12 protein-coding genes are annotated in these 15251 nt (G+C 54.4%); 10 read left to right on the forward strand and 2 right to left on the reverse strand.

The features are described 5' to 3' along the window. Window positions 1-14 precede the first annotated feature (14 nt). The 3 genes from KTH_RS01540 (at window position 15) to KTH_RS01550 (ending at window position 3291) form a co-directional block, all read left to right on the forward strand. On the forward strand, window positions 15-1469 hold the full coding sequence (locus KTH_RS01540; protein WP_111319977.1) for an amidase family protein: 1455 nt from the start codon (window positions 15-17) through the stop codon (window positions 1467-1469). A gap of 111 nt (window positions 1470-1580) precedes the next feature. Next, the gene (locus tag KTH_RS01545) at window positions 1581-2141 is read left to right on the forward strand and encodes a hypothetical protein (RefSeq protein ID WP_497616069.1); all 561 of its coding nucleotides are present in this window, start codon (window positions 1581-1583) and stop codon (window positions 2139-2141) included. A gap of 220 nt (window positions 2142-2361) precedes the next feature. Next, window positions 2362-3291 carry a DMT family transporter gene (locus KTH_RS01550; protein WP_497616070.1) on the forward strand — a complete coding sequence of 310 codons (930 nt, stop codon included), beginning with the start codon at window positions 2362-2364 and terminating at the stop codon, window positions 3289-3291. 57 nt (window positions 3292-3348) lie between these two features. On the opposite strand, the gene KTH_RS01555 is transcribed toward KTH_RS01550, so the two are convergent. Then, a complete protein-coding gene (locus tag KTH_RS01555; RefSeq protein WP_497616072.1) occupies window positions 3349-4230 on the reverse strand; it encodes a class I SAM-dependent methyltransferase in 882 nt (293 codons plus the stop codon). A gap of 193 nt (window positions 4231-4423) precedes the next feature. Between KTH_RS01555 and KTH_RS01560 the strand changes: the two genes are divergently transcribed. The 5 genes from KTH_RS01560 (at window position 4424) to KTH_RS01580 (ending at window position 9488) form a co-directional block, all read left to right on the forward strand. Beyond that, the gene (locus KTH_RS01560; protein ID WP_497616073.1) at window positions 4424-4981 is read left to right on the forward strand and encodes a DUF1349 domain-containing protein; all 558 of its coding nucleotides are present in this window, start codon (window positions 4424-4426) and stop codon (window positions 4979-4981) included. Between the two features lie 216 nt (window positions 4982-5197). Further along, on the forward strand, window positions 5198-5554 hold the full coding sequence (locus KTH_RS01565) for an SH3 domain-containing protein (protein ID WP_111319987.1): 357 nt from the start codon (window positions 5198-5200) through the stop codon (window positions 5552-5554). 319 nt (window positions 5555-5873) lie between these two features. Continuing rightward, a complete protein-coding gene (locus tag KTH_RS01570) occupies window positions 5874-6839 on the forward strand; it encodes an alpha/beta hydrolase (protein ID WP_497616076.1) in 966 nt (321 codons plus the stop codon). A 155-nt stretch (window positions 6840-6994) separates the two neighbouring features. Further along, window positions 6995-8212 (forward strand): MDR family MFS transporter, encoded by a 1218-nt coding sequence (locus KTH_RS01575; protein WP_497616078.1) that lies wholly within the window; start codon window positions 6995-6997, stop codon window positions 8210-8212. 334 nt (window positions 8213-8546) lie between these two features. After that, complete coding sequence (locus KTH_RS01580; RefSeq protein WP_497616079.1) at window positions 8547-9488, forward strand: L,D-transpeptidase; 942 nt, start codon at window positions 8547-8549, stop codon at window positions 9486-9488. 83 nt (window positions 9489-9571) lie between these two features. Here KTH_RS01580 and KTH_RS01585 read toward each other — a convergent pair whose 3' ends face one another. Further along, window positions 9572-10420: a hypothetical protein gene (locus tag KTH_RS01585; RefSeq protein ID WP_497616080.1), complete on the reverse strand. Its 849-nt coding sequence runs from the start codon at window positions 10418-10420 to the stop codon at window positions 9572-9574. A 243-nt stretch (window positions 10421-10663) separates the two neighbouring features. On the opposite strand from KTH_RS01585, the gene KTH_RS01590 reads away from it, so the two are divergent. Together KTH_RS01590 and KTH_RS01595 are read left to right on the forward strand one after the other, a co-directional pair. Further along, entirely contained in the window at window positions 10664-11962 is a 1299-nt protein-coding gene (locus KTH_RS01590) for an alpha-L-fucosidase (RefSeq protein ID WP_497616082.1), read from the forward strand. A gap of 163 nt (window positions 11963-12125) precedes the next feature. Next, window positions 12126-15221: a winged helix-turn-helix domain-containing protein gene (locus tag KTH_RS01595; protein ID WP_497616084.1), complete on the forward strand. Its 3096-nt coding sequence runs from the start codon at window positions 12126-12128 to the stop codon at window positions 15219-15221. The last annotated feature ends 30 nt before the right edge of the window (window positions 15222-15251 follow it).

Raw genomic sequence — 15251 nt, forward strand, 5'->3', positions numbered from 1 at the left:
GGGAAACAGGCTGAATGATAGATCCTTTCTCCACGGCAACCACGCTGCTACAGTTGTTACAGCAAAGGCGTGTCTCTTCTGTAGAGCTTTTGCAATTCTATCTTGAACGAATCAAACGCTACAATACAAAGATTAACGCTATCGTCATTCCAAACGAGGAGCAGGCATATCAGCAGGCAACCGCCGCCGATCAGGCCTACGCTCGCGACGAGAAAAGTGGCGCCCTGCAAGGCCTTCCACTGACGCTCAAGGACTGCATCGAGGTTGCAGGTATGCGCACCACAGCGGGCGATCTCGACAAGGAGCAGTATGTCTCGACACAGACGGGTCCCGCTGCACAGCGTATTCTCGATGCCGGGGCCGTCCTCCTGGGCAAGACGAACGTTCCTCCCGGGCTTTCTGACTGGCAAGCAAACAATATGCTTTTTGGGCGCTCTAACAACCCCTGGGATCAGAACCGCACACCGGGAGGCAGCACCGGAGGCGGAGCGGCTGCTGTTGCTGCTGGACTGACACCACTCGAATTTGGCACAGACATCGCGGGCTCAATTCGCGTTCCAGCCGCATTCTGTGGACTCTACGGGCATCGTCCAAGCGAAACAGCCGTCCCGCGTTATGGCCGTAAGCCCGGCATCCCGCTGCCGAACCCGGCGTCCGTCTTTGGCGTTCAGGGGCCGCTCGCTCGTAGTGCGGCTGATCTTCAACTGGCACTTGATGTCATCGCTGCGCCTGTCATCGGGGAAGACGTCGCCTGGAAGCTCTCTCTTCCGGCCGCACGTCAGAACAGGCTGGCTGACTTCCGGGTCGCAATTCTACCCTTTGTCGATTGGCTTCCGGTTGATGAGCACATTGTGACAGCGCTTGCAGAGCTGGAAGAGCGCCTCCGTCAGCAAGGGGCAATGGTTCGCCGCGTTCAGCCCGATGGCTTCAACCTGCGCGAATATACGGAAACGTATATTACGATGCTTTCCGTCTTTATGTATGCCGAGAAGGAACAGGAGCAACGAGAGCACATCATAGCGCAGATGCGGCAGAGCACTGACCCCTTCACCGCGGCCAAGCTTGCCGGTATTCAGGCAACAGCGGGCCAGTTCCTCGCGCTCCACACGCGCCGCGAACAGTATCGGGCGCTCTTCCGCGATTTCTTCCAGCAGTGGGACATCCTCTTGACGCCCGTCACGATCGTGCCTGCCTTTAAGCATCAGGGCATCGAAACTCCACCATATCTACGCACGCTCCCGGTTAATCGGGAGACCGTGCCCTATGAGTTTCTTGAGATCTACCCCGGAGTTGCGACCCTGATCGGCCACCCGGCGACGGCCTTCCCCTATGGCAAGACGCCGCACGGGCTTCCCATCGGCTTGCAGGCCATCGGTCCCTATCTGGAAGATCGCACAGCTATCACCTTTGCCTCACTGCTAGAGCAGGCTTTTGGCGGCTTTACTGCGCCTCCTGGCTTTCTTGATTGAGAAGAGCAAGGGGAACGTGTGCAGGCGTTCCCCTTTTTCAGATTCGCTTCAGTTCGGCGGGCTATGCTGTCTCTGAACCAGTATGCGTTACTGAAAAGAAAGGAGACGGCAATGCATAAAAACAGGTACCGGTTAGCGTCTCGTCCCTGTATCTCGTTCCTCTTTCTGGCTATCTTTCTTGTTGCCTGTTCTGGTACGTCGACAAGCCACACGCTTCAACCATCCGTCGCCACAACACCGGCGCTCACCTCATCCCCTGCACAGCCAGATGCTCCACCGCCACCCGTCCCCGCAACGTGTGCGCCCTCCAGGTTCCTTCCTGGAAACGAAACGCAGGCGCAAGGTGTGAACGCTGAAGTCTGGGCGCTCTTCTTTGCCGATCCCCAAACAATCAAAGTTGGTGATGAGGTCAAAATTGTCTGGCGCATGACGGGAAATGGACCCTTCCAGGCGATCGCTCGACACGCCGGCAATGTTGAACTCAAGCCGGTCTGGGGGCCAGAAAAACATCTCGGCTCGAACTGGAAACATCCCGGTGAGGAGTGGGGCACAGGCTTCCGTTTCACGGCTCCCGGCTGCTGGAATCTGCATGTGACCCGCGATCATGCAGCGGGCGATCTCTGGATCAGCGTTCAGGAAGCAGGAAAAGGAGCATATTCTATGGTATACTAAACTCTATCAATAGAAATGACAAGGAAGAGAAACGATGCACGTTCCATATCTGGCTCAGACGCCTCCTCCTGCTGTCTCCTTCGCGTAACCGGGAGATAGAGGAGACAACAACGTAGACCTCATCAAAAAGGAGTACTGTGTGCGTGGTACTCCTGCCTCATTGTGCCTCTATCCTCCCTCGCTTGTTCTTCAGTGATTCAGCAATTCAGGAGGCTCTTGTATGAGGCATTCACGTGCTTCTCTTCGTTCGCTTGCTTCTGGTGGAGCAATCTCTATTCTACTGGGCTCTTTTTTTCTGGGAACTGCCGGGATCGCCTCGGCGCTGCTCAATCGTGTTCAGGACGTCTCACCGCTGACCATCGCCTTCTTACGAGTAGGGATCGCAACCCCATTTCTGTTCCTGCTTGCCTGGCCTTCCATGCGAAAGCAGCGTATACACTTACCCGATCTCTTCCTGCTGACGCTCATCGGAGGGGCGTTGGGGGGTTCCCATACGCTATTCTTCCTGTCGATCCCGCTGATCGGCGTCACCCTGGCCGTCGTCATCTCGCTCTGCACGGCGCCGCTGGTTGTTGCTCTTGTCTCAGCATGGCTGTTCCATGAACGCCCGGGCGTGCGTTTGCTGATCGCGCTGCTTCTGGCGCTGGCTGGCACGCTCCTTCTAACACTGAGCGGGGAGAATGCGACCGGAATCGGGTTGACAACGCAGACACTCAATGGAACGCTGATCGCCTTCGGCTCTGGCTGCTTCTATGCGGTCTTCATGCTGTTCTCGAAAATCGTTGCGCAGCGCTCCAGGAGCAGCAGTAGCCAGATCACAGCCTGGACGTTTTTGATGGCGACCCTGCTTCTGTTCCTGCTTGCTCTTGTCAGCGGCAACCTGCACCTGACGCTCTCGCTGACCGGCTGGACGATCGCTGCCTATATGGGCATTGTGCCGACAGGACTGGCCTACTTCCTGATTCAATGGGGGTTGAAATCGGCATCCGCAACGGTTGCCTCTATCATCACGCTGCTGGAATCGGGGATTGCGGCGCTGCTCTCCTGGTTCTTCCTTCACGAGCAGATGGGAGCTCTGCGGCTCATTGGTGGCGGATTGCTGCTGTTCAGTGTCTGGCTCATCTCATCGAAGCGGAACAAGACAGCGTAATGCTGTAATAAAAAACGGGAAGAGATCTTCTATAGTGGAAGATTTCTTCCCTGTACATCAGTTCGATGAGATCGCCGTTCCAACGATAAGCGCGATCGGAATCGTGAAGTGTATCTCATCCCCGTCTGGCTCGATATGGAGAGCCGTGCGAATCTGCTCAGAGGCGGTAGAGAAGAGCTCTCGCAGCCTCTGCACATTCTCGGCAGAGGTACGCTGACGCTGTGTCCAGTTCAAGAAATCAAGCGAAATATCAAAAGAGCGCTCCTCATGTGCCTCAATGCCAGCTTCTTTCAATATCACGAGCCATTCAGACACCCGATGATTTCGGACATGCGAGGGATCACGCAACGCTTCAATCTCGTTCAAAAATCCGTCCAGCGTCTCATCTTCAGGTGCAATTGAATCCAGAAGAACCAGCTTCCCACCGGACTTGAGCACTCGTGCCCATTCCTGTGCCGCCCGTGAGACATCGATAAAATGGTGCGCAGCATAACGACAGGTCACCACGTCCACGTTGTTCTCTGGCAGTGGAAGCGCATGTGCATCGCCCCTGATAAACTCCACGTTTGTGATTCCCCGCTCACGAGCCAGGTGTCTGCCACCTTCCAGCATCGACTCGGTTAAATCAACGGCCACCACTTCATGCGCAAAAGGAGCCAGCGCAAGCGCGGTGTGGCCGGTCCCGGTCGCCACATCAGCGACGCGCTCGCTTCCTGTCAGGGCTGCCGCTTCTACCAGCCAGGGGAGGTCTGGGCCTGCCGCATGCACCGTACTGGTCACATAGTCCTTTGCTGCTGCCCCAAATTGCTGTTGAATCTGCTGTCTCTTTTTCTCTTCGTTACTATCCTGACTCATTATGCTTTTCCTCTCTGTCTTCTCTACTGCGCTTTTCGTTTGCGCTTTACCGAAAGTATACAGGCAAAGCGCGATACTGTCCAATGCTTCTTTCTCTCAAAGTTGATAACAAAGCAGCATCATTTGCGCCGGGTGGGCGTGCCTTGACGTCGAAGCCATATCACCTCCGCAAAGGAGTATGCAGCTTTCCTCACTCCCTGGAAATTCGTTGTCCCCTTTTTTGAAGAGCTTCGTATAGATATATAAAGATTCTTTTTCTTCAACAGGAGTGCTGAACATGGAATGGTATAACCAACCATCAAGATGGGAAGTGCGAGGCAGTTCCATCACCATTCAAACCGAGCCGAACACAGACTACTGGCGACAGACCAGTTATGGCTTTACCTATGATAGCGGCCATTTCTACTACCAGACGCAGCAGGGGAACTTTCAGGCTGAGGTCCAATTCAGCGGAGCCTACCAGCACCTGTACGATCAGGCCGGGCTTATGGTACGCGTCGATGCAGAAAACTGGATCAAATGTGGCATAGAATATCTTGATGGCGTTCAGCATATCAGCGCTGTCGTCACGCGGGTCTACTCCGATTGGTCCATTGGCGTCGCGCTTCCTGACAATCCCCCTTCTCTCTGGCTCCGTCTCAAGCGAGAGGGCGATGCGGTAGAAGTGCAATACGCGCTCGATGGGCAGACGTATCGGCTGCTCCGCTTAGCCTATTTCCCGCCAGTTGACGAAGTGCAGGTCGGACTGATGTGCGCTGCACCTCAAGGACCGGGCTTCCCTGTTACCTTTACCGATTTTCGGGTTGGTTCGATACCGACACTCACGGAGGAATAGCACGCCTCTACTGCACCATAGGAGTATAGCACAACTCTGGTAGTAAGAAGCGGCCCCTGTATAGAGAGACAGTTTCTGGTACTCCATGTTACCTTTTACAATACTATTCGATCTATATAATAGGGAGCCACTTTCTCTACCGGAGAAGGCCCACTCTCTTTCATTGGATGGAGAGATATAAGCGTTTGTCCCACTCAAACGAAGGAAGGAACCAGCATGAAACGACTCCGTACATTGCTCATTATGATCCCTGTCGCTGCCCTGCTTGCAGGTCTGCTTGTTTTACAGCCCACTCAGCAGGCAAGTGCACACACACAGACAGTGCAGAAGGTAGCTGCCGCAGCAGAGGAGCCAGTCAACGAGGGCGATGTCCTCAACTGGGCGAGTGTACGTACCGGCCCCGCAACAACCTACTCAATTGTGACGACGTATCCACCACGCAAGCACGTCCTCATTTATGAAGAGGTAGTGGGAGAAAATGTCTGGGGCACAACCCCTATCTGGTATCGCGTTTCACCACACGATCAACCACCCCTGTTCATTTATGGTGGCCTTGTAGCTGTCGTGAAATAAATTGATATGCAAGGTCATGGTAGCGGTGCCAGAAAACATCGCTACCAGCCCGCTCAGGACACTATCAGACACGCTCAGGTACCGGAAAGAAGATCACATCTGGTTCGTCTTCCAGATGCCTTTATATCGTTTTCGCTCCTTCTGCTCCGAATACCCTGGCATCCTTTTTCGTCCGGGCTGTAGAAGCACACCTTTGAGCCCGCCCACCTCTCTCCCCCGGTCAGTACTCCCCTCTGGTAGAGATACAAAAGTTAGCATATACTATGTTTGGTTCTCAAAACAACAGGATTTTCTAGCAGAAAAAAGAGAGGCTCCTTTCATGCCAGTAGCGCTACTGATTATCGCCATTATTCTCGTCATCCTTCTTCTTGCCCTTCTTCTCTCCTGTTTCTACTTTTATCATACTGCCATTTCACGTCGCGAAAAAACCTTTCTGGCAGAAGACCCGAGCTTACAGGAAGTGAACCGCACATCCGCCGACGAGACACCCTGGATCGAGCAACAGTCATTCGAGATAATCGATATTCGCTCCTATGACGGACTGCGACTTCGCGGCTCTTTTCTCCGGGCTCCCGAGCCCACAACAAAGACAGTGATCCTTGCGCATGGCTATGGCGGCGAGGCAAAAAAGGATATGGGCGGTTTTGCACACCTGTATTACGAGACCCTCGGCTTCAACGTCCTCCTGCCCGACGCCCGGGGTCATGGCCAGAGCGAGGGCAACTATATCGGGTTTGGTTGGCATGAGCGCAAAGATTATGTTCAGTGGATTCAAACACTCATCCAGCGTCTCGGCGAAAACATAGAGATCGTCCTGCATGGCGTCTCAATGGGCGGCGCAACGGTGCTGATGACCAGTGGCGAAAACCTGCCGCCCCAGGTTAAGTGCATCATTTCTGACTGCGCCTATACATCTGTCGTCGACATTTTAAGCTACCAGGCGAAGCGCATGTATCATCTGCCACCATTCCCGTTCGTCCCGGTGACCAGCCTGATCTGTCGGCTGCTCGCTGGCTACTCGTTTGAGGAGGCATCGGCGCTCAAGCAGGTTGCAAAGACCAAAATCCCGATTCTCTTTATTCATGGAGATACAGATACATTCGTGCCCACGGCAATGGTCTATCCGCTCTATGAGCAGTGCAAGAGCAGTCCTAAAGAGCTGTATCTTGTGCCCGGAGCCGAGCACGCAATGGCCTATACTGTCGACCCTGTCACCTATACCAGCAGAATTTCACAATTTATTGATCACTGCCTGCAACCGGCTCAGCCAATCCCTACCATCTGATTTCGATCCCTCCACAGGTCGCTGACATGATTTTCAGCGGCCTGTTTTTTTTCTGCCCACTTGACGGCCTTTTCTCCCATACGTTATACTGAAACCATATTTCCACATATTGAATTTCATTCCATATATTGGAATAGAAAGGACAAGACAGGACAGTGACAGCAAACACACAGCGGCTTTCGCGCCCGCTGCAATTTCTGATTGGTGGCTCATTTCTCAACAAACTGGGGGAATTCGTCATCCCCTTTCTCACTATTTATTTGACCTCGGCCCGGGGTCTCTCAGCCGGTCAGGCCTCGTTCATTGTTTCGCTCTATGGGCTTGGCCTGTTACTTGCCAGCCTGGTCGGGGGTTTTCTCACCGACCTGATCGGGAGACGCTCAACCATGACGCTCAGCATGATACTCTCATCGATAACAATGGTCATACTTGGGAGCGTGCGTCATCTCGTCCTGATTACAGGTCTGGTTTTTCTGCTCAGTCTCTTTACCGGAATGCTTCGTCCCGCCGCCTCAGCAGCAATCGCAGACCTCACCAGAACGCCTGCTGAACGCATGAGAGTCTATAGCCTGCGCTACTGGGCGAATAACGTCGGGGCCTCCGTTGGGCCGTTGCTCGCAGGCTTCCTTGCCCATTTCTCATATTTCATCATGTTTCTTGGTGATGCCTTCAGCTCATTCATCTTCGGTGCGCTGATCTGGTTTGGTGTTCCCGAAACACGACCCCGAGGAAGTCGAAAAAAGCAGGCTGACAACGGGAAACGCGGTCTGCTTGCCACCCTCGCGAATCCGCTCTTGCTGTGCTACGCTACATTGATCCTGCTCAATGGAACCATCTACCGCCAGTACTCGGTAGCCCTGCCGCTGGATATGGAAGCGCATGGTCTGGGAGAACAGTATTACGGAATGGTGCTGGCCGTCAATGGAGTGGTCATCGTACTCGCCAGTATTCCAGTCAACCGTTTCTTTGAACGCTTTTCCGCAAATTCGACTCTGGCTCTGGCAGCCGTTCTGCTCGGGTGTGGCTTTGGCATGATCGCGCTGCTACAGAGCTTTCCCTGGTATCTTGTCTCAGTAGTCGTCTGGACACTTGGTGAGCTGCTCAGTACACCCGTTGAAAATGCCGTAATCGCCGACATTGCTCCCGCTCACCTGAATGGATCCTATCAGGGTGTTCATAGCGCGGCTCGCAGCTTCGCCACCTTTACCGCTCCCCTGATCGGTGGCCTGGTATTCGAGCACCTGGGCCCTGCCTATCTCTGGATCGGCTGTCTGGGGATGGGATTGCTTGTCGCCTGCTGCTACCTGTTCTTGCGGGCACTCCGAGCCAGACAACAGTCTCACTCTCTGCTCGAAGCGCATGCAGGCGACTGATCCACTCCGGGTAGAAACGCTTTTCTGCTCTGGTACTATGTTCATAGAGGCATGCAACCACTCAGGGGCCGAGACAAGCTCAGCCCCTTTTTCTTGCCTCACCCTACCTGGTGTACCATTCTTCCTTCTCATTCTGGCAGAAAGGAGTACTCACCTTGAACAGGATATGAAGAACAGCTACTATAGAAGAATTACGTCCCTTATAGTATTAGCATTCCTCTGTGGCCTATGTATTATCGGGCTGATGACTCCCGCACTGCCAGTCACAAAAGAGGCTCATTCACAATCTACGGGCACACAAAAGCCTCTCGCGCCTACCGAGTTAACAATGGTTATGAAGCAGCGCGCACAGCGGAAATTGCAGATGCTGGAAAGCAGTATTCAGCTTCTGGGACAACGCGCCACCAGAGCCCGACAGCAGCTACAGCAAACCCGTGCTCAGTACGCCACCCTGACCACAAAGCAGGCTTACCTGCACTTTTTCATTCAGACCGGCACCTATCTGACCGGGCTACAAAAGGAGCTCGCGCAGCAAAACCCCGCACAGATGCTCGCTCTGTATCTGCATTATGTCCAGCAATGGGGCGATGCGCATCGCTATCATGACGCCTTCGATGGCAAGGACTACTATCTCAATTCCAGCTATCTCACGATGGATGGCAACAATGGGACACTCTATGGAGCAGGAGCCCTCTTACGCGAGATGGTTCAGCAGCACGCTCCAGACGCCTTGCAGCATATCCAGGATACCTATTTTCTCCATTCCATGCTAGAAGCCAATGTCGAGGATATGACACCTTTCAATCGACCCCATGCGGTTGATAGCCAGCTTCTTTCCTATTTCAAGCTTGAGAAGGAACACGTTTTAGTGCTCTCGCTAACCGAGCAGGCAGTCCGGATCTATCGTCATGGCACGCTGGAACGTAGCTTTCTGGTGACAACCGGGCGGCATCATCGCCCCACACCGCCGGGCCTGTTCCGCCTGGGCCAGCACCAGAAGAATATTGTGCTTCATTCCTATGATGCGCCCTCTTCGCCCGATTACTACTCGCCCACCACGGTGCAACACGCTATCCAGTTCTGGGAGAACGGCTATCTACTTCATAGCTCACCCTGGCGCAAGGATTATGGCCCGTTCACCCAGTTTCCTCATCGCGATTCTGGTGGCAATCCTGAGGGGAACAACGGGAGTCATGGCTGCATCAATGTGCCCCCGGCGACGCTGGCACAGCTTGAACCATCACTGACCGAACAGACCCGGCTCCTCATCTTCTAAGTCGGAGAAGCGAGTTTCGCGCCACTCGCTTCTCTGCCGTTTCTTCTATCAGCGCGTCCATATCTACTATAGCGGAATCCTGCTTAGAACCCTTCGTCGTCAGAGTCAAACCCGCTACTCCCAAAACTCTCATCCTCCGCATCGATATCCTCGTACACGCTGCCTCCGACCAGATCTTCCTGATTCTCAGCCTCATGCTGTGCCTGCTGACTGCCAAGTGCATAGCCAACCAACCCGCCCGCTACAGCGCCAATACCACCGGCAACCAGCGGATTCATTCCCCCCTGCTGTGGAGCCTCGTCATATACTGGTTGTCTGTAATAGTCATAATTCGGCGCCTCTGGCTGGTGCATCGGGGTAAATCCAGTGGCTTCATGCGGCTGCGCCTCGTTCTGACGCCGTTTCAGGAACAGGAACAACGCAATACCACCAATGACCAGCACTCCCAGAATCAATACAGGGACCAGCCAACCGCCACCGCTCTGTTGTGGAAGCTTCTCAAGCGCCGCCAGAACAGCTTCAGTATAGTTCCCCTTGCGCTCGTATGTATTTTCAAGCGCGTCTACTGCTTCTTTTACCTGATTTCCTGAAAGCTTCACATCCTTTCCGTAGGCAAGGGCAATATCTTTTGTTCCGGTATTCAGCGCAAGCACAATCTGATTTTTGGCGGTGATCTCCTTTTCAGCCGCCCGTACAAAGCTATCTGATGAACCACGAAAGCTCTTCATCGTGTAAATCTTGATCGGGTACTCAAGCTTCTTCGCGGCCTCCTCAACCCGCCCGATATTTAAGACCCCGGCTCGATCGAAGATCTTCACCTCCGCGGCCCGGGCAACTGAGGCTGTCCATACAAATAGGCTCAATGCGCCCAACAACGCAAGTAACAGGCCAGACAAGCGGCGTCTGAGCGATGGTTCCTCCGCTATCCTCATAGACCTTTCTCCATTCTAGGCAACTTTAATACCAGATGCAGGTATGTCAGAAAGCCATCTCTCGACTGTGCAGGAGCTTCCTGACTGGAATGCATTATAAACCCTTAGTATGAGAAGAGTCTGAGAGAATCGATGCACGCAGAAATACCGCTTGCTTGCATTATGTTCCCTCGCTTGACTACAATGGAAACATCCAGGGATTGTGCCCGCTTCACTACTGCTTTCATACTCAGGAAGGACAGCATGATACGACCAACACCGGCCCACATTGCATGGGCAGATAGCGAAATCGGTGTGATCATCCATTATGATTTGACCGTTTTTGAACCCTCATATGATTTCCGCAAACAACGGGGCTATCACCCTGATCCCGCTATTTTCCAGCCATCACATCTCGACACAGACCAGTGGCTTGAGACCGCAAAGGCAGCCGGGGCAGGCTATGCGATTCTTGTCGCCAAACATTGCACCGGCTTCTCGCTCTGGCCAACTCAAGCACATGACTACAGTGTGAGGTCGTCACCGTGGAAAAACGGGCAGGGCGATCTTGTCGCGGACTTTATTCGCTCCTGCAAAAAGTACGATATCAAGCCGGGCCTCTACTATAGTGTCTCCTGTAACGCCTATTGTGGAGTTGATAACCCGGGTACGGTGCTCTCTGGCACCCCCGAGGACCAGCAGCGCTATAACGAGATGGTGCTACAGCAAGTGACCGAATTATGGTCCAACTATGGGCCGCTCTTTGAAATCTGGTTCGATGGCGGAGTTCTTCCGCCACATCTGGGAGGACCGGACATCGTGCCAGTTCTCCAGAAGCTACAACCACAGGCCGTTGTCTTTCAAGGTCCACCAGAAGCGGCTTCGCTCATCCGTTGGGCCGGGAATGAGTCGGGAGAGGTGAATTACCCATGCTGGAGCACGATACACCCTCCCTCTGTCGATGCATCCTCTGTTGAGAATACCAGCGCGTCGGGCAGCCCTTCCGGCAACCTGTGGAGCCCCGCCGAAGCCGATATGCCCAACCGAGACGGAGAGCGCGCCTTTCAGGGTGGCTGGTTCTGGAAAGAGGGCGAAGATCACCTTGTCCTCTCGCCAGAGCACCTGCTACAGTGCTATTACCGAACTGTAGGCCACAACGCGAATCTTCTGCTCGGCATGGCCATAGATCGTACGGGGCGCGTCCCTGAGGCCGATGTTCGCCAGTTCAGGGCGTTCGGGCAACTGGTACAACGCCACTTCGGTTCACCGCTCGCGACAACCCGGGGCGAAGGCGACTGCATCACGCTGGATCTGGGCGGCGCTCACCTGGTTGACCGGGTCACGCTGATGGAAGAGATCCGCGAAGGGGAACGCGTCCGCTCCTATGAACTGGAGGGCTGGAACGGAGATCAATGGCTCTCGCTTGTCACGGGAAGCGCCATCGGGCACAAGAAGATTGATCGCTTCTCCCCACTCACCCTCTCAAAGCTTCGCGTCCGTTGCCTTGAATTCAGCGCCACGCCAATGTTACGTGCTTTCTCTGCCTATGAGGCTCTTAACTGATGAATCCGGTAGAATAGCAGAATAGTTCTTTTTCTTCTGTTCTTCACCTTAACCTTTCGTGCCTGTCATGCCTAACCGCCGCTTGAACCAAATAACCATATCTGCTATAGTCAATTCTAGAGAACCATTGAGAGATACAAAGAGATTGCTTTGAGAAGATATCATGCCAAAAATTGTGAGCGATGCGCTCTTCTGGAATGCTGAACAGCAAACGTATATCTTTCGGACCGCCAATCAAGCCCATTTGATTCCCATTGCTGATACACATTGGACCCGGCTGCTTGCTCCTCTGAAGACCTTCAGCTTTCATGGGCAATATGGTCATTTAACGGTGAGAAGAGAAGTACGCTCGACACGAGAAGATTACTGGTACGCCTATCGAAGCCAGAAAAAACGCACCTTTAAGCGCTACGTCGGGCGCTCCGCTGAGCTCTCGGTTGCCCAACTGGAAAATATTGCCCGTGCCCTCTCGATTGATATTCAGAACGCTTCGGCGCTCTCCAACCCGGCCAGAAGCCTGATCCAGTACCAGCCGACGCCGCTTCCCACCGACAGCACACAAGAACATATACCGCTCCTCGAAGCAAAACTGCACTTCCCTCGTCTGGCTCTTGCGCTTGTCTCTCGCCCGCGCCTGCTTGCCTTGCTGGATCAGGGACGCACCAGCCCACTTACACTGTTAAGCGCTCCGGCAGGCACAGGCAAAACAACGCTTGTACGCCAGTGGATTGAGGATCGCCATATTCCCAATATTGCCTGGATTTCGCTTGATGCAGGGGATAATGACCCTGCACGTTTCTGGCGCTACCTGATTACCGCCTGCCAGAGCTTTCAGCCCGATCTCGGACATGAGGCCCTCTCTCAGCTCATGCTCTATCCGCCACTGAAGCCCTTCACCACCCTGGAAGCTGCACTCACGACCTTCCTCAATGAGCTTGTCGCACTGCCGGTCAACTGTATTCTCGTTCTGGAAGATTATCACCTGCTCAATGAGCCACGTATCCATGAGACTGTCACCTTCTTCCTCGAACATCTGCCGCCCTCTTTGCATGTATTGCTTCTTTCTCGCACGGAACCCCCGCTGCCTCTTGCCCGCCTGCGCGCAAAAGGAGAACTCTTCGAGATCACAGCAAACGATCTGCGTTTCTCGACCGAGGAGGCACAGAGCTTTCTGCAACAGATCACCCCTCATCCACTTGCGCTGGAAGAGGTGCAACAGCTCAATATACGGCTGGAAGGATGGGCCACCGGATTACGCCTTTTCGCGCTCGCCCTTCAGCGCTGCACAACTCGGGAGGAGATCTCCCGCTGCCTGGCAACCTTCACAGGGAATCACCGACCATTGCAGGACTATTTCGTCAGTGAGGTGCTGGAAGCGCTCCCTGAGCCATTGCAGGTATTTTTGCTCAGTACCAGCATACTTGAGCAAGCTACCAGTTCCCTCTGTGACGCTGTCACCGATCGCACCGACAGCGCTCAGATCCTGGACCAGTTCACGCGCTATGGCCTCTTTCTTGAACGCCTCGACGAACAATGGTACCGCTTTCATGCTCTATTCGCGGAAACCATGCGGACCGAGGCTCAAAAGCGCCTGGGAAGCGAGACAATGCGCTCTCTGTTGATAAAAGCCGGAGACTGGTATGAACGACATGGGCTCTATGAAGAAGCGATCACGCTGGCATTGCGCATCGGACAGATGGAACGTGCTGCCCGGTTAATTACCCAAAAATTGGAAGCAAGACAATTTCAAGAAACAAATGAGTTTCACACCCTGCTCCACTGGCTTGAGCAGCTTCCTGAGACTCTCGTCCGGTCACAACCCCTCCTGAGCTTTGGTCACGCACTTGCTTTGTTCTTTACCGCAACACCCCATCCGCTTTCGCCGACCAGCGCGGCCCACATTGAGGCGCTGCTACAGGTGGCAGAACGGGGATGGAGCCAGAATACAGCCGCGCTTGGCAAGGTCTTCGCCTGCCGTGCTCTGCTCATTCATCGTCAGGGCCGAAGCAGAGAGGCAGCCGCTTATGCCCGACAGGCGCTCCTCTGGCTGTCTCCGGAAGATCTGCTGTGGCGAAGCAGCAGCATGGGCATTGCAGGACTGGGCGAGACACTCGAAGGGCAATATAACCGGGCTCGTCTAACACTTCAAGCTGCCTACGAATTGAGCGTCTCTACTGGCAATCATATATACACTCGGGCAGCCGCGGGACGTCTGGCAGCGCTCTGCTTTGAACAGGGAGAACTGCATCAGGCCGCGACCATCCTGCGCCGTATGCTTGCTGAAGCGCAGGAACAACAGGATATCGACGATATCGCGCACGCACAGCTCGGGTTGGCTCGCATCTATTATGAGTGGAATCGACTTGAGAAGGCACAGGAAGCCGTTCGGGAGGTACTTCGTCTGACACCGCTGCCTGCGATCCACCGGATACAAGCAACACTGCTTCAGGCACGCCTCACCTTCGCCTGTGGGCAGGCTGAAGCCGCGCTACAACAGCTCTCATCTCTTTCAGATGATGTCGTCGGTTCCGTCTCCCTGCTGCGTCTGATCGAGGCTGAAAAGGCATTCTACTATGTGCAATTACACAATGGGACAGCCGCACGGCAAGTGCTTCAGGGATATCTCTGGCAGGGGAACGAGCTCCCCTTGCTTTCTCATGAGCGCCGAGAACTCTTGCTTGCCCGCCTTTTGATAGCGGAAGACAATGCTCAAGAAGCCCTACCACTGCTGAAGCGGCTCCTGGACCCCGCGCAACGTGCCGGGCGCATTCGGCATACTTTCGAGATCCAGGTGCTGCTTGCCCTCGCCTATGCCGCCTGTCGACAGACGTATGAGGCACGCCGCCAGCTTCTCACACTGCTCTCGCTCACCAGCGCGGAGGGCTATCAGCGTCTCTTTCTCGATGAAGGAGAGCCGCTGCTTGCGCTCTTGCGGGCCTGCATGACGGTTATTCGTGCACGACCGTTGCTCGGCTCTGTGCTCGCTATTCTGCATGGCGCTACAGGCGAGCAGACACTGACCCGGGCCCCGCTGGAGCCCCTCTCGGCACAAGAATTACGCGTCCTTCGCCTGCTTGCCAGCGGCTACTCAAACCCGGAGATTGCCCGAGCGCTTGTTGTCTCAGTGAACACGATCCGCTCGCAGGTACAGAGCATTTATCGCAAGCTGGATGTTCACAATCGGGTGGCCGCTGGAGAGGTTGCCCGCCAGCTTCGGCTGTTTGTCGGAATTCATGCACCACATCATCCAGATAGATGATGTGCACCCGCCCTGCCAGCACCTATACTG

The organism is Thermosporothrix sp. COM3 (assembly GCF_059696735.1).

Excerpts from the sequence above, each read along its gene's own strand:
- KTH_RS01565 (WP_111319987.1), top strand. The coding sequence starts at position 5,198 with ATGAAACGACTCCGTACATTGCTCATTATGATCCCTGTCGCTGCCCTG.
- KTH_RS01540 (WP_111319977.1), top strand. The coding sequence starts at position 15 with ATGATAGATCCTTTCTCCACGGCAACCACGCTGCTACAGTTGTTACAG.
- KTH_RS01590 (WP_497616082.1), top strand. The coding sequence starts at position 10,664 with ATGATACGACCAACACCGGCCCACATTGCATGGGCAGATAGCGAAATC.
- KTH_RS01550 (WP_497616070.1), top strand. The coding sequence starts at position 2,362 with ATGAGGCATTCACGTGCTTCTCTTCGTTCGCTTGCTTCTGGTGGAGCA.
- KTH_RS01585 (WP_497616080.1), bottom strand. The coding sequence starts at position 10,420 with ATGAGGATAGCGGAGGAACCATCGCTCAGACGCCGCTTGTCTGGCCTG.
- KTH_RS01580 (WP_497616079.1), top strand. The coding sequence starts at position 8,547 with ATGAAGCAGCGCGCACAGCGGAAATTGCAGATGCTGGAAAGCAGTATT.
- KTH_RS01545 (WP_497616069.1), top strand. The coding sequence starts at position 1,581 with ATGCATAAAAACAGGTACCGGTTAGCGTCTCGTCCCTGTATCTCGTTC.
- KTH_RS01595 (WP_497616084.1), top strand. The coding sequence starts at position 12,126 with ATGCCAAAAATTGTGAGCGATGCGCTCTTCTGGAATGCTGAACAGCAA.
- KTH_RS01570 (WP_497616076.1), top strand. The coding sequence starts at position 5,874 with ATGCCAGTAGCGCTACTGATTATCGCCATTATTCTCGTCATCCTTCTT.
- KTH_RS01560 (WP_497616073.1), top strand. The coding sequence starts at position 4,424 with ATGGAATGGTATAACCAACCATCAAGATGGGAAGTGCGAGGCAGTTCC.